This window comes from Sphingobium sp. CECT 9361 (assembly GCF_918741285.1).
Lineage (GTDB): Bacteria > Pseudomonadota > Alphaproteobacteria > Sphingomonadales > Sphingomonadaceae > Sphingobium.
In genome coordinates, this window is sequence record NZ_CAKKNC010000003.1 from 1 (window position 1) to 15,082 (window position 15,082).

Genomic DNA, 15,082 nt, shown 5'->3' on the forward strand with positions numbered 1-15,082 from the left:
GGCAGCCGGGTTTGCCGTGCATGAATTCGTCGGGCAGGATGATAGCGAAAGGTTCGTCGCCCACGATGTCGCGTGCGCACCAGATCGCGTGGCCAAGGCCCAAAGGCTCCTGCTGACGGATGAAGACAGCGTTACCCGGAGCAAGGCGCGTGCCTTCGAGCGCCGACATATCCTTGCCGCGTTCGCGCTGCGTCGATTCGAGTTCGAACGCCATGTCGAAATGGTCCTCGATCGCATTCTTCCCGCGACCGGTGACGAAGATCATCTGCTCGATGCCTGCTTCGATGGCTTCATCGACGGCATATTGGATCAGGGGGCGGTCGACGACCGCTAGCAATTCCTTGGGCACTGCCTTGGTAGCGGGAAGGAAGCGGGTGCCGAGACCGGCGACAGGGAAAACAGCCTTGCGTATCCGTTTCATACTATGTCCGTTTTTATGGAGAGCAGGACGATCGGGTGTGCCCATGTGCCGACTGAAATGCCGACAGCATGGCCGATTTCGTACCTAGGTCAAGATTTGCGATGCCGCGACTTGCTATTTCGCAACTGCGGTAGAAACCGCCCGGATCGGGGCAGGGCGTTGAAATTCCTGATTTGTCTCGATCACGCGGCCGCAATGCCGGGCATCGAGATGGTTTCGCGACGCCTGCGTATTGCCATTTTGCCAGCGGGCCAGCGGGATGCCAAGCGGACGGAAGGCCGTCCGGTCGAAGATCGCGACGTCATAGCGGGCGCAGAGGCGATCCAGCTTCGCCGGATCCAGCAGGGGCAGCGACAGGACGATGGGGCGGGTAAAGACGCCGTGTTGCGGGCGGACGAGATCGGTCGCGAACACGCCGCCGCGCGGGTCCACCAGGACTATATCGGCATCGGTCGCGCGGATCAGGCGGTCGCTTTGGGCATAAGGCGCGGCATAGACATGCGCGCGCCATGCGAAGAAGCCGGTGGTGAACAGCGCAAGGGCGCAGGCGACTAGTATCGGGCGGAGCGACACGGCGCGGTTGCGCGTAACGGCGATCCAGCCATAACCCGCAAGCAGGCAGAAGCTGCCGATATAGCCATGCATATAGCGGAAGCCCCAGCCATAGACCTGACTGGTCATCAGCGCAGCACCAGCCGCGCAGCCGATGGCGAGGGGCAGTATGAGCGTCGGTCCGCGCAGCAGGCCGCGCCAGCCTGCGCCGATCACGGCCGCGACGGCGAGAGGCACGAGGAACAGATTGTTCCAGACGATGAAGCGGACCGAATAGGCCAGCGGATACCATTTTTTGAGGACGCGGGCGGCGAGGCTGGACACCTTGTCGGCCACGCCAGCCGACGGGCGGATGTCACTGGCGGGGCCGAACAGGTCGATCAGCAGGCTGGGCCAGAGTTTCTGCCAGACCACGACGATCATCACGCAGACCGAAGCATGGAACGCCAGCGCCCACCAGCGGCGCTGCAGCGCGAACCAGATGAGAAAGCCGATGAGGAAGATCAGGATGAAATGCCATTGATGCATCCCGCCGGTAAGCAGCGCGATGGCAGCGGCAGTGATATGCCCCCGCCAGTCGCCCCGCAGCATGAAGGCCAGCCACAGCATGTTGAACGCGAAATGCCCTGTCATCGCATAAGGCGTCATCGCGGTGACGGTGAGCTGCGCTGAGGTGAGCCCCATCAGCATCGCGACCCACACGGCATCGGGGCGGTCGGGGAACAGGCGGCGAGCGCTGTGCCACAAGGCGCCGAGGCCGATGGCGAGCAAGGCAGGCGGCGCGAGATTGGCGTCGCCGATCCACGCGAAGGCAGCGCGGATGGCACTGTTCACGGGCAGATAGTTGGCGGCCCAATAATGCGCTGCGCCGAAGGGGGAGTAGAATTCCGGCACCATCGCGCGGCGATAATCCAGCCATTCGGGCGGGATCGGCCAGGCGAGCCTGCCTGCGCCGAGATAAGCTGCGCCCAGTTCGGCCATTTCCTCGTCGCGGGAGAGGCTGTAATTCTGAAACACCAGATAGCGGCCTGCCCAGGCGACGAGCAGGGCAAGGAGGATGAGGCCGCCGATGCGCTTCCAATCAGGGTCGGGCCAGGCATAAGCCGATGCGCGATTGGCCCATGGCGATAGCAGGGCGAGCACGGCAAGGCCGATCAGCAGGGCGGGAAAATCCTGATCGAGAAAGAAGATCTCCGTGATCCCGTGCCCAATGGCATAGGTGACATGCGCAAGAAACGCGCCGCCCGCGAGCAGCGCGAAGGCGAAGGTCCAGCCCAGCGTCCAGCGGGCAAACCCTCGTTGCTGCGATACTGTCGATGCTCCGGTCATGCGGGGCCTCTTTGCCGGGGGGGAGGGGGCGAGGCAAGAGGCGATGCGACTCAGTGCGCATCGACCTCCCACGTTGGGACGGGGCCGTAGGTCTCGCGCAGAAAGCCGATGAGGGCGGCGACGGTTGGCGGGATCGTGGGGACGGGGGGATGGACAGCGTAGATGGCGATGTCCGACGAACCCGACACGTCCGGCAGTACGCGCTGCAAGGTGCCGTCGGCCAGTTCGCGGTTCACGTCCCACAGGGAGCGCAAGGCTATGCCGACTCCGCCGATGGTCAGTTCACGCACGACTTCGCTGGAATTGGTCCGCACGTGGCTGATGCCATCCCAGCTTGTCGTGCCCTTGGGGCCGGTCAGACGCCAGGGCAGCTGGCCGGTGGCGGCGAGCAGGCGATGGGCAGCAAGGTCAGGGATCGTCTCAGGCGTACCATGCGCGGCAATATAGTCCGGCGCGGCGCACAGGACGCGGGCGCTGCGGGCGAGGCGATGGGCGGTCAGGCTTGGCGGAACGTCGGCGGTGATTCGGATGGCGATGTCGATGTCGCCGGAGAAGAGATCGACGAAGCCGTCCGACAGATCGAGCGACAGGTCGACGCGCGGGTGGACGCGCAGGAATGCCGCGATATGCGGGGCAAGGTGCAGGCGGCCGAAGGAGGTGGGGGCGGAAACGCGCAGCGCGCCGCTGGGGACGTCCGTCTGGCCTTGCACCCGGCTTTCCGCTTCCTTCAGCGCGACAACGATTGCCTTGAGATCGGCGTGGAGGCGTTGGCCTTGCGGCGTGAGCGCCATCTTGCGGGTGGAGCGGTGGAGGAGGCGGGTGCCGAGGCGATTTTCCAGACGAAGCAGGCGTTTGGATACCATTGCTGGGGACGTGTTGAGGGTGCGTCCTGCGGCGGACAGGCTGCCCGCGGTGACGATCGCCATGAACAGGTCATAGTCGGGGTCCATCATGCGCCTGCCCCCATTATTGCATAAAAGGAAAAACTGTTGCTGATGTTTATCATCTACCGGCTGTAATGGCGATGGTCTATAGCGGCGGCATAGTGCAAGATCAGGAGTGTGACATGGGCATCGTTCAGAAGGCAGGCATCGGCGTCGCAACGGAGCTGGCGACCTTCGTCGAGACGCAGGCGTTGCCGGGCACCGGCATTGCGGCGGAGGCTTTCTGGCAGGGTGTGTCAGATATTTTCGCCAAGTTTGCGCCGAAGAACGCGGCTTTGCTGGCCAAGCGCGATGATATGCAGGCGCAGATTGACGCATGGCATCAGGCACGCGCAGGCAAGCCCCTCGACATGGCCGAGTATCAGGCGTTTCTGCGCGAGATCGGCTATCTGGTGCCGGAGCCTGCGCCGTTCGCGATTACTTCGACCAAGGTGGACGATGAACTGGCGACGCTGGCGGGGCCGCAACTGGTCGTGCCCATCCTGAATGCGCGCTTTCTGCTGAATGCCGCCAATGCGCGCTGGGGCAGCCTGTACGATGCACTGTATGGGACGGATGCTTTGCCGGGCAAGGCGGAAGGCAAGGGTTATGACGCCGCGCGCGGGGCGCAGGTCATTGCGTGGGCGAAGGCGTTTCTGGACAAGGCTGTGCCGCTTGCGGCGGGGTCATGGGCGGACTGGACTGGCGGGGAACTGGCATTGCGCAATCCGGCGCAGATGGTCGGGCGTAACGGCGACAATCTCGTGTTGCAAAACAATGGGCTGCACATCGAAGTTGTGATCGATGCTGCGCACCCCATCGGCAAGACCGATCCGGCGGGCATTGCCGACGTGATCCTCGAATCCGCGCTGTCGACGATCTGCGATCTGGAGGATTCGGTCGCGGCGGTCGATGCGGCGGACAAGGTCGCGGCCTACACCAACTGGCTGGGGCTGATGAAAGGCGATCTGGAGGACACGTTCGAAAAGGGCGGGGCGATGATGACGCGCCGGCTGAACGCGGATCGCAGCTATACGGCAGCCGATGGCAGCACCGTCACGTTGCCGGGACGCAGCCTGCTGTTCGTGCGCAATGTCGGGCATCTTATGACCAACCCTGCGGTGCAACTGGCCGATGGCAGCGAAGCGCCCGAAGGCATTCTGGATGGGATCATGACCAGCCTGATTGCGCTGCATGACCTGAAGCGCGCGGGCGCTTTCGTGAATAGCCGCGCGGGCAGCATCTATATCGTGAAGCCCAAGATGCACGGGCCGGAGGAAGTCGCGTTCACCAACGACCTGTTCGATGCGATCGAGGATATGCTGGGGCTGGAACGTTACACGATCAAGGTCGGCGTGATGGACGAGGAACGGCGGACATCGGCGAACCTCGCCGCGTGCATCCATGCCGTGAAGGACCGGATCGTCTTCATCAACACCGGCTTCCTCGACCGGACCGGCGACGAGATGCACACGTCGATGCAGGCCGGGCCGATGATCCGCAAGGGCGACATGAAGACGTCGAGCTGGATCAAGTCCTATGAGGATCGCAATGTGCAGATCGGGCTGGCTTGCGGCTTGTCGGGCAAGGCGCAGATCGGCAAGGGCATGTGGGCCGCACCGGATCGGATGGCCGACATGCTGGAGCAGAAGATCGGGCATCCGATGACGGGCGCGAACACCGCATGGGTGCCTTCGCCGACCGCCGCTACTCTGCACGCGACGCATTATCACAGCGTCGACGTCTTCGCGCGGCAGGAAGAGCGCAAGGCGGAGCCGGTTGCCAGCCTCGACGCGCTGCTGACCATCCCGGTTGCTGCGGGCGTCAACTGGTCGGAACAGGACGTGCGCGACGAGCTGGACAATAATGCGCAGGGCATATTGGGTTATGTCGTGCGCTGGATCGATCAGGGCGTTGGCTGTTCCAAGGTGCCGGACATTCACGACATCGGCCTGATGGAAGATCGCGCAACGCTGCGCATTTCGTCGCAACATATGGCGAACTGGCTGCTGCATGGCGTGTGTTCGGCGGAGCAGGCCGACGCGGCGCTGGAGCGGATGGCGGCGAAGGTCGATGCGCAGAATGCAGGCGATCTGCTGTACCGCCCAATGGCCGGCAATGCAGAGACCAGCCTGGCCTATCAGGCGGCGCGCGCACTGGTGTTCGAGGGGTTGACGCAGCCCAACGGCTATACCGAACCGCTGCTCCATGCCTATCGCGCGCGGGTCAAGTCGGCGGCGTAACGACCACTCAACTCGGCGCATTTCGAAAACTGCGCCGGGAACCGTCCCTAACCTCGATCATTCTTTATGCAGCAGGTCGATAACGACCTATACATGAAGGAGAATTCTCATGGGCGAACTGACCGACAAGGCCAAGGGTCTGGCGAACGAAGCGGCTGGCAATGTGAAGCAAGCCGTGGGCGACGCACGCAACGATCCGGGCCAGGTGGCCGAAGGCAAAGCCCAGGAAAAGAAGGGCGAGGCCCAGAACCTTAAAGGCTCTGTAAAGGGCGCGCTTGGCGACAAGGTCTGAGGATAGCAATCCTCGCCTGACGCAGCGTTCGGAAAGGGTCGCACCGGCTATGCTGGTGCGACCCTTTTTCTATGGCTCTCACCCTACGGGAGATGTACGTACAAAAATGTATGTACATCATAGCGGATTTTACGTGTCGACTTATTGGCGACCGTATCGCGACGCCTGCAAACGGACGTCGTTTGGTCCGGAATAGCGACCCTGTTCAACGCGTTCGGCATTAGCCAAATTGACCCGCGCGTTTGTGCCGCTTATGGGCGTTTCATCTTCGCGATCTTTGAACAAAGGGGCCATGCCTATGAAGAAGCTGTATCCTGACGCCGCCGCTGCTCTGGAAGGTCTTTTGTTCGATGGCATGCACGTCTGCGCAGGTGGTTTTGGCCTGTGCGGTATCCCTGAGCGCCTGATCGATGCGATCCGCGACGCCGGGACGAAGGACCTGACCATCGCGTCCAATAATGCCGGGATCGACGGCGAAGGGCTTGGCAAGCTGCTGCGCACGCGGCAGGTGAAAAAGATGATCGCCAGCTATGTCGGTGAGAATAAGGAGTTCGAGCGGCAGTATCTGGCAGGTGAGCTGGAAGTGGAGTTCTGTCCGCAGGGCACTTTGGCCGAACGCTGCCGCGCTGGCGGTGCGGGCATCCCCGGTTTTTACACCAAGACGGGCGTCGGTACGCAGGTGGCCGAAGGCAAGGAAGTGAAGAATTTCGACGGTCAGGATTATATTCTTGAGCGCGGCATCTTCGCCGATCTGGCCATCGTCAAGGCGTGGAAAGCAGACGAGAGCGGCAATCTGATTTTCCGCAAGACGGCGCGCAATTTCAATCAGCCGATGGCGACCGCCGCGAAAATCTGCGTCGCGGAAGTCGAGGAAGTGGTGCCGGTCGGCAGCCTCGATCCGGACGGCATTCACCTGCCCGGTGTCTATGTGAAGCGCATGATTATCGGCGCGCCGTATGACAAGAAGATAGAGTTCCGTACCGTTCGCCAGAAGGAAGTTGCCGCATGAGCTGGACCCGTGACGAAATGGCGGCGCGCGCCGCAAGGGAATTGCAGGACGGTTTCTATGTAAACCTGGGCATCGGCATTCCGACGCTGGTCGCCAATCACATTCCTGAAGGCGTCGAAGTGACGTTGCAGTCCGAAAACGGCATGCTGGGCATCGGGCCTTTCCCGTTCGAGGGCGAGGAAGACGCGGACCTGATCAATGCCGGCAAACAGACGATCAGCGAATTGCCCAACACCGCCTATTTTTCCAGCGCGGACAGCTTTGCGATGATCCGTGGCGGGCATATCGATTTGACCGTGCTTGGCGCGATGGAAGTCGCGGAAAATGGCGACATCGCCAACTGGATGATTCCGGGCAAGATGATCAAGGGCATGGGCGGCGCGATGGATCTGGTCGCGGGCGTCAAGAAGATCATCGTGGTGATGGAACATAGCAGCAAGAATGGCGATCCCAAGTTCATTCCCGCTTGCACACTGCCGCTGACAGGCAAGAATGTGGTGGATATGATCATCACCGACATTGCCGTCTTCCAGCGCCCTGACCATGACAGCCCGTTCAAGCTGATCGAGATGGCGCCGGGCATCACGGCGGAAGACGTGAAGGCGAGGACGACGGCCCATTACATCTTATAAGATCAAACGTAAGGCCCCCAAACGGGGCATATTGTCCGGCGCACGTATCAAGATTGTCGCCGGGGTGTTGGCCGGTGGCGTCGTCCTCGGGCTGGCGGCGTGGCCGTGGCGCGGGCCGATGGCTCCCGCCGTGCGGTGGCCGATCGAAGCCTTCGCCGCGCAACCCAAATTGCCGCTCAAGCCATCCGAATGGCATGGCAAGATCGATTATCGCGCGCTCGACAGCCGGATCAGGGCCTTGATGCACGATCCGTCCATGACCGGGCTCACCGCTGCCGTGGTCGAGGACGGGCGGCTGTCCTTCGTGCAGGGCTATGGCCTCGCCTCCACCGAGACGGGTGAGCCAGTCGATGAGCGGACGACGTTCCGCTGGGCGTCGCTGTCCAAGGGAGTGGCAGGCACGCTGAGTGCGCGGCTGGCGGAGGACGGCGTTTTCTCGTTGTCCGATCCGGTCGGGAAATTCCCGACGAGCCTGCGCCTGCCAGGCGATGCCCAGCGCCGCCTGACGCTGGAGCAATTGCTGTCGCAGCGCACGGGCCTGCCCAAAAATGCGTATGATGACCGGCTGGAGGCTGGTCAGGAGCCGGTGGCGATCCGGCAGAGTCTGGCGAAGGTCGCCGATATGTGTCCGCCGGGAACCTGCCACAGCTATCAGAATGTCGCATATGACACGATCAGCGAAGTGATTGGCGCGTCGATGGGCAAGCCCTATGGTGCCGTCGCCAATACGCGACTGTTCCAGCCGCTCGGCATGTTCGGCGCGAGCGTGGGTCTGGATGGGCTGGTCAAATCCAAAAACTGGGCGCGGCCGCATCGGGGTCGGCGGATATTGCCGGTGCTCGATTATTATTACCGCGTTCCGGCGGCGGCGGGGGTCAATTCGACCATCGTCGATCTGGCGCGCTGGATGCAGGCGCAAATGGGTCTGGCGCGCGATATGCTGCCTTCCGACGTGCTGGCGACGATCCAGACGCCGCGGGTCAACACGCCGCGCCCTTATGGTAGTTCGGCTTTGGGCCGCGAGCTCAAAAGCCCCGGCTATGGCCTTGGAATGCGCAGCTTTACCTATAAGGAGCACCGGCTTGTTGGGCATAGCGGGGCGGTGGCTGGCTATCGGTCGGCGATGATGTTCGATCCGACGACGAAGACTGGTATCGTGCTGCTGTGGAACAGTGAGTCGTCCATTCCGTGGCGGTTGCAGCCGGAATTGTTCGACATGGCCTATGGATTGCCCTTCCATGACTGGCTGGATCTGAAGCCCGGTCTGGCGGACAAGGATGTGGCGCAGGTACAAACGCGGTAGGGGGACGCCGATGACATATACGCTGATTACTGCAAACCGGAATTATTCGAGCTGGTCGCTGCGCCCGTGGATGCTGATGAAGGCGCTGGACATTCCCTTTGCCGACCGGATCGAACCGTTCACGGCGGATAGCAATTACGAAGCGTTTCGCGTCTTTTCCCCGACCGGGGCGGTGCCGTGCCTGATCGACGGCGCGCGGACGGTGTGGGATTCGCTGGGCATAGCGCTGTATCTGGCGGACCGGCACGCCGGCGTGTGGCCTGCCGATGAGGGCGCGCGGGCATGGGCGCAGTCTGCGGTTGCCGAGATGCACAGCGGCTTTTCAGCCTTGCGGAACGATTGCACGATGAATGTCGGCGTCCGCGTCGCGCCCAAGCCGATGTCGGCGGCGCTGCAGAAGGACATTGCGCGGATCGCAGAATTGTGGGGGCAGGGGTTAGCCGACTTTGGTGGGCCATGGCTTGCAGGTCCAGCTTTCACGGTGGTCGATGCCTTCTTCGCGCCGGTCGCGTTCCGCGTGCGGACCTATGGGCTGGACGTGGGTGCGGCGGGGCAGGCGTGGGTCGACCGCATCATCGCGCATCCGGCCATGCAGCAGTGGGAAGCCGAAGCACTGGCCGAAAGCTGGCGTGAGGTCGGGCATGAGGCGGAGTTGGCCGCTTGCGGTACGATTACGGCGGACTATCGGACGGCGTAGAAATATTGTTACGCGCGGTGCCCCATCCTCTTTAACCATCGCAAAGTTGGCGCTAGAGGGACGGCATGACACAGCCTCGCACTCTTTATGACAAAATCTGGGACGCACATGTCGTCGAGCAACGTGACGATGGCACGGCCCTTATCTATATCGACCGGCATCTCGTCCATGAAGTAACCAGCCCGCAGGCGTTCGAAGCGCTGCGGATCGCGGGGCGCAAAGTGCGTCGCCCGGATCTGACGCTGGCCGTGCCGGACCATAACTTGCCGACGACCGCGCGCCTGGACGCGGCGGGCAACCGCATCCCCATCGCCGACATCGAAAGCGCGCAGCAGCTTGCCGCGCTGGAGCGTAATGCGCCGGAGTTCGGCATCCGCTATATCGGGGCGACTGACGTCAATCAGGGGATCGTGCATGTCGTTGGGCCGGAGCAAGGCTTTACGCTGCCCGGCATGACATTGGTGTGCGGCGACAGCCATACCGCGGCGCATGGCGCGCTGGGCGCGCTGGCGTTCGGTATCGGCACCAGCGAAGTCGAGCATGTGCTGGCGACGCAGACGCTGTTGCTCAAGAAATCGAAGAGCATGGAAGTGCGCGTTGAAGGGACGCTGGGTTTTGGCGTGACGCCCAAGGACGTGATTCTGGCGATCATCGGCAAGATCGGCACGGCGGGCGGCACCGGGCATGTGATCGAATATCGCGGTTCCACCTTCGACGCGATGAGTGTCGAGGGGCGGCTGACCGTTTCCAATATGTCGATCGAAGGCGGCGCGCGAGCGGGATTGTTCGCGCCCGACGAAGCGACGTTCGCCTATATCAAGGGGCGTCCAATGGCCCCGAGCGCTGCCGATTGGGACGCTGCGGTTGCCTATTGGCGGACACTGCGCAGCGACGAAGGCGCTACGTTCGATACGTCGGTCTATCTGGATGCTGCCGACATCGTGCCCAACGTCACCTGGGGGACCAGTCCGGAAGACGTGGTGCCGATCACCGGCACCGTGCCCGATCCCGATAGCTTCGATGATCCGTCGAAGCGTGCCGCGGCGCAGACTGCGCTCGAATATATGGGCCTGACGAGTGGGCAGCGGATGCAGGATGTCGGCATCCAGCACATCTTTATTGGAAGCTGCACCAATAGCCGGATCGAGGATTTGCGCGCTGCTGCCGCCGTACTGAACGGTCGGCATATCGCGAGCGGAATCAAGCAGGCGCTGGTGGTGCCGGGTTCGGGTCTGGTCAAAAAGCAGGCGGAAGCCGAAGGGCTGGACCGGATTTTCACAGAAGCGGGCTTTGAATGGCGCGAGCCGGGCTGTTCGGCATGCCTGGGCATGAACCCGGACAAGGTGCCTGCAGGCGAAAGCTGCGCATCGACATCGAACCGCAATTTCATGGGTCGGCAGGGGCCGGGCGCACGCACGCATCTCCTCTCGCCCGCCATGGCTGCCGCCGCTGCCGTAACCGGACGGTTGACGGATGTGCGCGAACTGACCACAGTCGATTGATGGTTAACGAGATTTTCGGGGGACGGGTCGCGTGAAGAAGGCATTCTGGTTGCTGGCGCTTGGTGCGCTGGCCAGCGCCGTGATGGCGGCAAGCATCGGTCGGGCGGAAGATACGACGCCGCGTAGCGAAGCTGCGGTGAGCAAGGAAAAGGCTGCGCACTGATGGAGCCTGTGACGACGATCGACGGTCGCGCCTATCCGTTCGGCGTGAAAAATGTCGACACCGACATGATCATTGCCGCGAAATGGCTCAAGACGATCAGCCGCGTCGGTCTGGGCAAAGGCGCATTCGAAGCGTTGCGCACCGACCCCGATAATGTGTTCGACAATCCGGAATATGTCGGCAGCCCGATCCTGATCGCAGGCGACAATTTCGGGTGCGGATCGAGCCGTGAACATGCGGCATGGGCGCTGCTCGACATGGGCGTGAAGGCCGTGATTGCGCCGAGCTTTTCGGATATTTTCTCCAGCAATGCGTTCAAGAATGGCATATTGACGGTCGTATTGCCGCAGGAAGCGATCGATCGGTTGATGGAGGTCGCGCAGACCGATCCGATCCATATCGACCTGGAGCATCAAACGGTAACAACGCCGTTTCAGGATCGCTTGACGTTCGAGATCGATCCGTTCCGCAAGGATTGCCTGATGGGCGGTCTGGACGAGGTAGGCCTGACGATGGCGCGCGGCGATGCGATCGGATCTTACGAGACGCGGCGAACGGGCGTGGAGCCATGGCTGGTGCCGGTAGCGGCCTAGCTTCCGGCGCAGCACGTATTCCTGCCCAATAAGTCTTGCCTCCGGAATGACCCCTGGGTTCCTGCCTTCGCAGGAACAGATGATTTCATAACTCTCCATCGTTGCCTATTGCCGCCCTGCGTTCTATCTGCAGAGCTACATTCTTTTTTCAGCCAGTGAGGCCACCGTCCATGACGACTTTCGACGATCGCGAACGCGCTTTTGAAAATCAGTTTGCGCACGATCAGGACATGCTGTTCCGCATTACGGCGCGCCGCAATCGCCTGTTGGGTGAATGGGCCGCCGTGAAGATGGGTTTGACCCCGGAAGAAACCGACGCCTATGCCAAGGCCGTGGTGCAGGCTGATTTCGAGGAAGCCGGTGACGAGGACGTAATCCGCAAGATTGTCGGCGATCTGACCTCTGCTGGTATCGATACCGACGAGCCCACCGTGCGCGCCGCGCTGGAGGACATGGCGGTCAACGCCCGTCGCCAGTTCATGGAACAGAAGTAGATCCGCCGCGATGCCGATGGCCGCCGATGACATCACAGCGATGATACAAGCCGCGATCCCCGATGCGCAGGTGGAGATCACCGACCTGGCAGGGGATGGCGATCATTATTCGGCGCGGATCGTGTCGGAAAGTTTCCGCGGTGTCAGCCGGGTGAAACAGCATCAGGCCGTTTATGCTGCCCTAGGCGGCAAAATGGGCGGCGTGCTTCATGCCTTGCAACTCACCACTGCCGTTCCCAACTAGCGGCTATAGCAATTTTCGCATTGGAAGCATGACATTATGACCGAAGCCGTCGACACGCGCATCGCGCAGATTGTGAACAGCCACGACGTGGTGCTCTTCATGAAGGGTACGCCGCTGTTCCCGCAATGTGGATTTTCCAGCAAGGCCATCGCCATTCTGGAACATATGGGCGTCGATTACGACAGCGTCGACGTGTTGCAGGATCAGGAAGTCCGTCAGGGCATCAAGTCTTTCTCCGACTGGCCGACTATCCCCCAGTTGTATGTGAAGGGCGAGTTCGTCGGCGGCAGCGACATCATGATGGAGATGTTCGAAGCGGGCGAGTTGCAGGCCATGATGGATGAGCAGGGCGTCGCCAAGGCTGGCTGACCGTTTCTTCTGAAAGAATTTCAAGGCCTCAGCGTGAAAACGTTGCGGCCTTTTTCTTTGCCTTGGCATTTCGCTTGTCAGGGGGACGCGAAAGCGGAGACCAATCCGCCCGCATCCCCCGGTTCTCGGGGAAGAGACATAGGCTGAGAGCGATGCAGGCAGTGTGCCAGATCGGCCCAGCCCTGCTTTTGTGCGGGTATTGGTGGTTAAGGCGATACTATCGGGTCATCAGCATGTAAAAATTCCCGACGTTTTCGGCCCATGGATTTCACTGTTTACAGATGTAGTCGATTCGATTACACCTGTAGTCACAGAGCAGATGGGGTGAGCCATGTCGGAAAAAGTCAGCGACGCGGAATATGCCGTGATGGAGGCACTATGGGAGATTTCCCCCATGACCGCCGCCGACGTGACGGAACGGGTGAAAGAGTCGCGCGGCTGGAGCATCCAGACAGTCAAGACGCTGCTCTCCCGGCTGCTGGCCAAGGACATCATTGCCGCAGAGCAGGACGGCCGCCGGTTTCTTTATCGCCCCGTGGTGGAGCGCGAAGCCTATGTGACCGGGGAGTCTCGGCGTTTCGTGGATCGGCTTTTCGGTGGCCGCGCCGCGCCTTTGGTCGCGCATCTGGCCGAGCAGGATCAGTTGAGCCGCGAAGATATCGAAGAGCTTGAAGCGCTGCTCAAGGCGCTGAAATCATGAGCGGGCAGGATGTGACGCAGTGGTTCGTCGAGGCGCTAATGGCGTCGGCGATACTACTGGCGCTGGTGATGCTGTTGCGGCGTCCGGTGGCGCGTTATTTCGGCGTGCGTGCGGCCTATGCCTTATGGGCTTTACCGCTGCTGCGACTGATTCTGCCCCGCTTGCCGGAAGAGGCTAGCCCTTCCGCTTATCTGCCGGTGCACCATGCTCCGGTGCCAATCAGCTATGTGCGCGAAGCCGTGCAGGTGCCAGTGGCGCAATTTCCGTGGATTGAAGCGGCGCTGATGCTGTGGATGGCAGGCGCGGTGGTGTTTCTGGCGGTGCAGGCCATTGGTTATTACCGGTTTCGGCGGCTGATGCTGTCGGACGGCACCTTTGTGCGCCGCGACGGCAAGGTCACGACATTGGAAAGCGTCCATGCCTCCGGCCCGCTGGCGTTCGGCATAGTGCACAAGCATATCGTGGTGCCGATCGACTTTGCCGATCGCTATTCGGTGCAGGAACAGGCGATGGCGCTGGCGCATGAACATATGCACCATCAGCGCGGGGACTTGCTTGCCAACCTGATCGCAGCGCTGTTGCTGGCGTTGCAATGGTGCAACCCGATTGCGTGGATCGCGTATCGTGCCTTTCGCGTGGATCAGGAACTGGCGTGCGATGCGCAGGTTCTGGCGCGGCATGGCGCGATCCATGCGCAGGATTATGGCCGTGCGATCCTTAAAGCCGCAACGGCCACGCCGCTGAACGGGGGTAACCGTTTCAGCATCTGTCATCTCAACACTGTCGACACTCTCAAGGGGAGGCTGAAAATGCTTTCGACACACACAGACTCTTTGCGCCGTATCACCTGGGGCATGACTGCCGTGGCGGCCGTGACTGTATCCGGGCTCGCGCTGACTGCATCGGGCAGCCAGGTTGCCAAGGAAATGGCGAGTGTATCCACACGGCTGAGCAGCGCCAAGCTGACGAAGCTGGCAACGTTCATGCCGCAGGTTGCAACGGTGCCGGAAACGCCAGAGCCGCCCTATCGCCCCGAAATGACGGAGCCTTATCCTGCGCCCGAGACACCGGTGGCTCCAGAAGCGCCGCTAGCGCCTGCAGCCATGGCTGCCCCGACTCCGCCAACGCCCCCGACGCCTCCGGCGGTGCCGAGCGGTGCGCGGCAGGTGAAGAGTGCGAGCGCGGACAGCGCGACCTCCTACCGCGCCATTGCTTATCCTTCGAAAGCCGAAATCGCGACGATGGTGCCCAATGTCCGCGTCGAACGTCGGTGCAATGGTGGGGAAGATGTGAGCACGCAAAGCTACACCGATGCTTGGGGTAACAGGCAGGTTCGGGTGAGGATCTGCCAGGAAGCGATCCAGCGGCAGGCCATGGCCGAAGCGCAAGCGGGGCGCGAGGAAGCACGGGCAGGAATCGCAGAAGCGAAGGTGCAATTGGCGGAAGCGGAGCGCGCAGTCGCATCGGCGCAGTACATGTCCGCGCATGCTCGTGCGCAGGCAAAAGCTGAGCTTGGCCGTGCCCGCGCCGAAATACGCCGGGAAATAGCAGAGATGGAACGCGAACGTGTTGAGGGGGCGCGGGAGAGGGCCCGAAGCCGCCGCGAGACGGATTAA

General features: G+C 61.9%; 17 protein-coding genes. 14 read left to right on the forward strand and 3 right to left on the reverse strand.

Going from position 1 to position 15,082, the window contains the following annotated elements; all coding sequences use genetic code 11:
* The 3 genes from LQ220_RS06645 to LQ220_RS06655 all read right to left on the reverse strand — a co-directional run.
* Positions 1–421: sugar phosphate nucleotidyltransferase (locus LQ220_RS06645; RefSeq protein ID WP_253073296.1), on the reverse strand; the 421-nt coding region annotated here is incomplete at its 3' end.
* 114 nt (positions 422–535) lie between these two features.
* Positions 536–2,302 carry an MFS transporter gene (locus LQ220_RS06650; RefSeq protein ID WP_230187535.1) on the reverse strand — a complete coding sequence of 589 codons (1,767 nt, stop codon included), beginning with the start codon at positions 2,300–2,302 and terminating at the stop codon, positions 536–538.
* Between the two features lie 50 nt (positions 2,303–2,352).
* Positions 2,353–3,255, reverse strand: coding sequence for a LysR family transcriptional regulator (locus LQ220_RS06655; protein ID WP_230187536.1), 903 nt, complete (start codon positions 3,253–3,255; stop codon positions 2,353–2,355).
* A gap of 113 nt (positions 3,256–3,368) precedes the next feature.
* On the opposite strand from LQ220_RS06655, the gene LQ220_RS06660 reads away from it, so the two are divergent.
* From LQ220_RS06660 to LQ220_RS06720, 14 genes are all read left to right on the forward strand, one after another.
* The gene (locus tag LQ220_RS06660) at positions 3,369–5,468 is read left to right on the forward strand and encodes a malate synthase G (RefSeq protein WP_230187537.1); all 2,100 of its coding nucleotides are present in this window, start codon (positions 3,369–3,371) and stop codon (positions 5,466–5,468) included.
* Positions 5,469–5,577: 109 nt separating this feature from the next.
* Entirely contained in the window at positions 5,578–5,760 is a 183-nt protein-coding gene (locus tag LQ220_RS06665; protein WP_230187538.1) for a CsbD family protein, read from the forward strand.
* 298 nt (positions 5,761–6,058) lie between these two features.
* Entirely contained in the window at positions 6,059–6,769 is a 711-nt protein-coding gene (locus tag LQ220_RS06670; RefSeq protein WP_230187539.1) for a CoA transferase subunit A, read from the forward strand.
* Entirely contained in the window at positions 6,766–7,401 is a 636-nt protein-coding gene (locus LQ220_RS06675) for a CoA transferase subunit B (protein WP_230187540.1), read from the forward strand. Before LQ220_RS06670 ends, LQ220_RS06675 begins: the two co-directional genes overlap by 4 nt.
* Positions 7,402–7,432: 31 nt before the next feature.
* On the forward strand, positions 7,433–8,704 hold the full coding sequence (locus LQ220_RS06680; RefSeq protein WP_230187541.1) for a serine hydrolase domain-containing protein: 1,272 nt from the start codon (positions 7,433–7,435) through the stop codon (positions 8,702–8,704).
* A 10-nt stretch (positions 8,705–8,714) separates the two neighbouring features.
* Positions 8,715–9,401, forward strand: a complete 687-nt coding sequence (locus LQ220_RS06685) for a glutathione S-transferase family protein (protein WP_230187542.1) — start codon at positions 8,715–8,717, stop codon at positions 9,399–9,401.
* A 65-nt stretch (positions 9,402–9,466) separates the two neighbouring features.
* On the forward strand, positions 9,467–10,903 hold the full coding sequence (gene leuC, locus LQ220_RS06690; RefSeq protein ID WP_230187543.1) for a 3-isopropylmalate dehydratase large subunit: 1,437 nt from the start codon (positions 9,467–9,469) through the stop codon (positions 10,901–10,903).
* Positions 10,904–10,934: 31 nt separating this feature from the next.
* Positions 10,935–11,066 carry a hypothetical protein gene (locus tag LQ220_RS24875; RefSeq protein ID WP_281823603.1) on the forward strand — a complete coding sequence of 44 codons (132 nt, stop codon included), beginning with the start codon at positions 10,935–10,937 and terminating at the stop codon, positions 11,064–11,066.
* Entirely contained in the window at positions 11,066–11,659 is a 594-nt protein-coding gene (gene leuD / locus LQ220_RS06695) for a 3-isopropylmalate dehydratase small subunit (RefSeq protein ID WP_230187544.1), read from the forward strand. Before LQ220_RS24875 ends, leuD begins: the two co-directional genes overlap by 1 nt.
* 170 nt (positions 11,660–11,829) lie before the next feature.
* Positions 11,830–12,153 (forward strand): DUF1476 domain-containing protein, encoded by a 324-nt coding sequence (locus LQ220_RS06700; RefSeq protein WP_230187545.1) that lies wholly within the window; start codon positions 11,830–11,832, stop codon positions 12,151–12,153.
* Positions 12,154–12,163: 10 nt separating this feature from the next.
* Positions 12,164–12,397, forward strand: coding sequence for a BolA family transcriptional regulator (locus LQ220_RS06705; protein ID WP_230187546.1), 234 nt, complete (start codon positions 12,164–12,166; stop codon positions 12,395–12,397).
* 36 nt (positions 12,398–12,433) lie between these two features.
* Positions 12,434–12,766, forward strand: coding sequence for a Grx4 family monothiol glutaredoxin (gene grxD, locus LQ220_RS06710; RefSeq protein WP_230187547.1), 333 nt, complete (start codon positions 12,434–12,436; stop codon positions 12,764–12,766).
* 331 nt (positions 12,767–13,097) lie between these two features.
* Positions 13,098–13,466 (forward strand): BlaI/MecI/CopY family transcriptional regulator, encoded by a 369-nt coding sequence (locus LQ220_RS06715; RefSeq protein WP_230187548.1) that lies wholly within the window; start codon positions 13,098–13,100, stop codon positions 13,464–13,466.
* A complete protein-coding gene (locus tag LQ220_RS06720) occupies positions 13,463–15,082 on the forward strand; it encodes a M56 family metallopeptidase (protein WP_230187549.1) in 1,620 nt (539 codons plus the stop codon). The genes LQ220_RS06715 and LQ220_RS06720 overlap by 4 nt, the downstream gene beginning before the upstream one ends.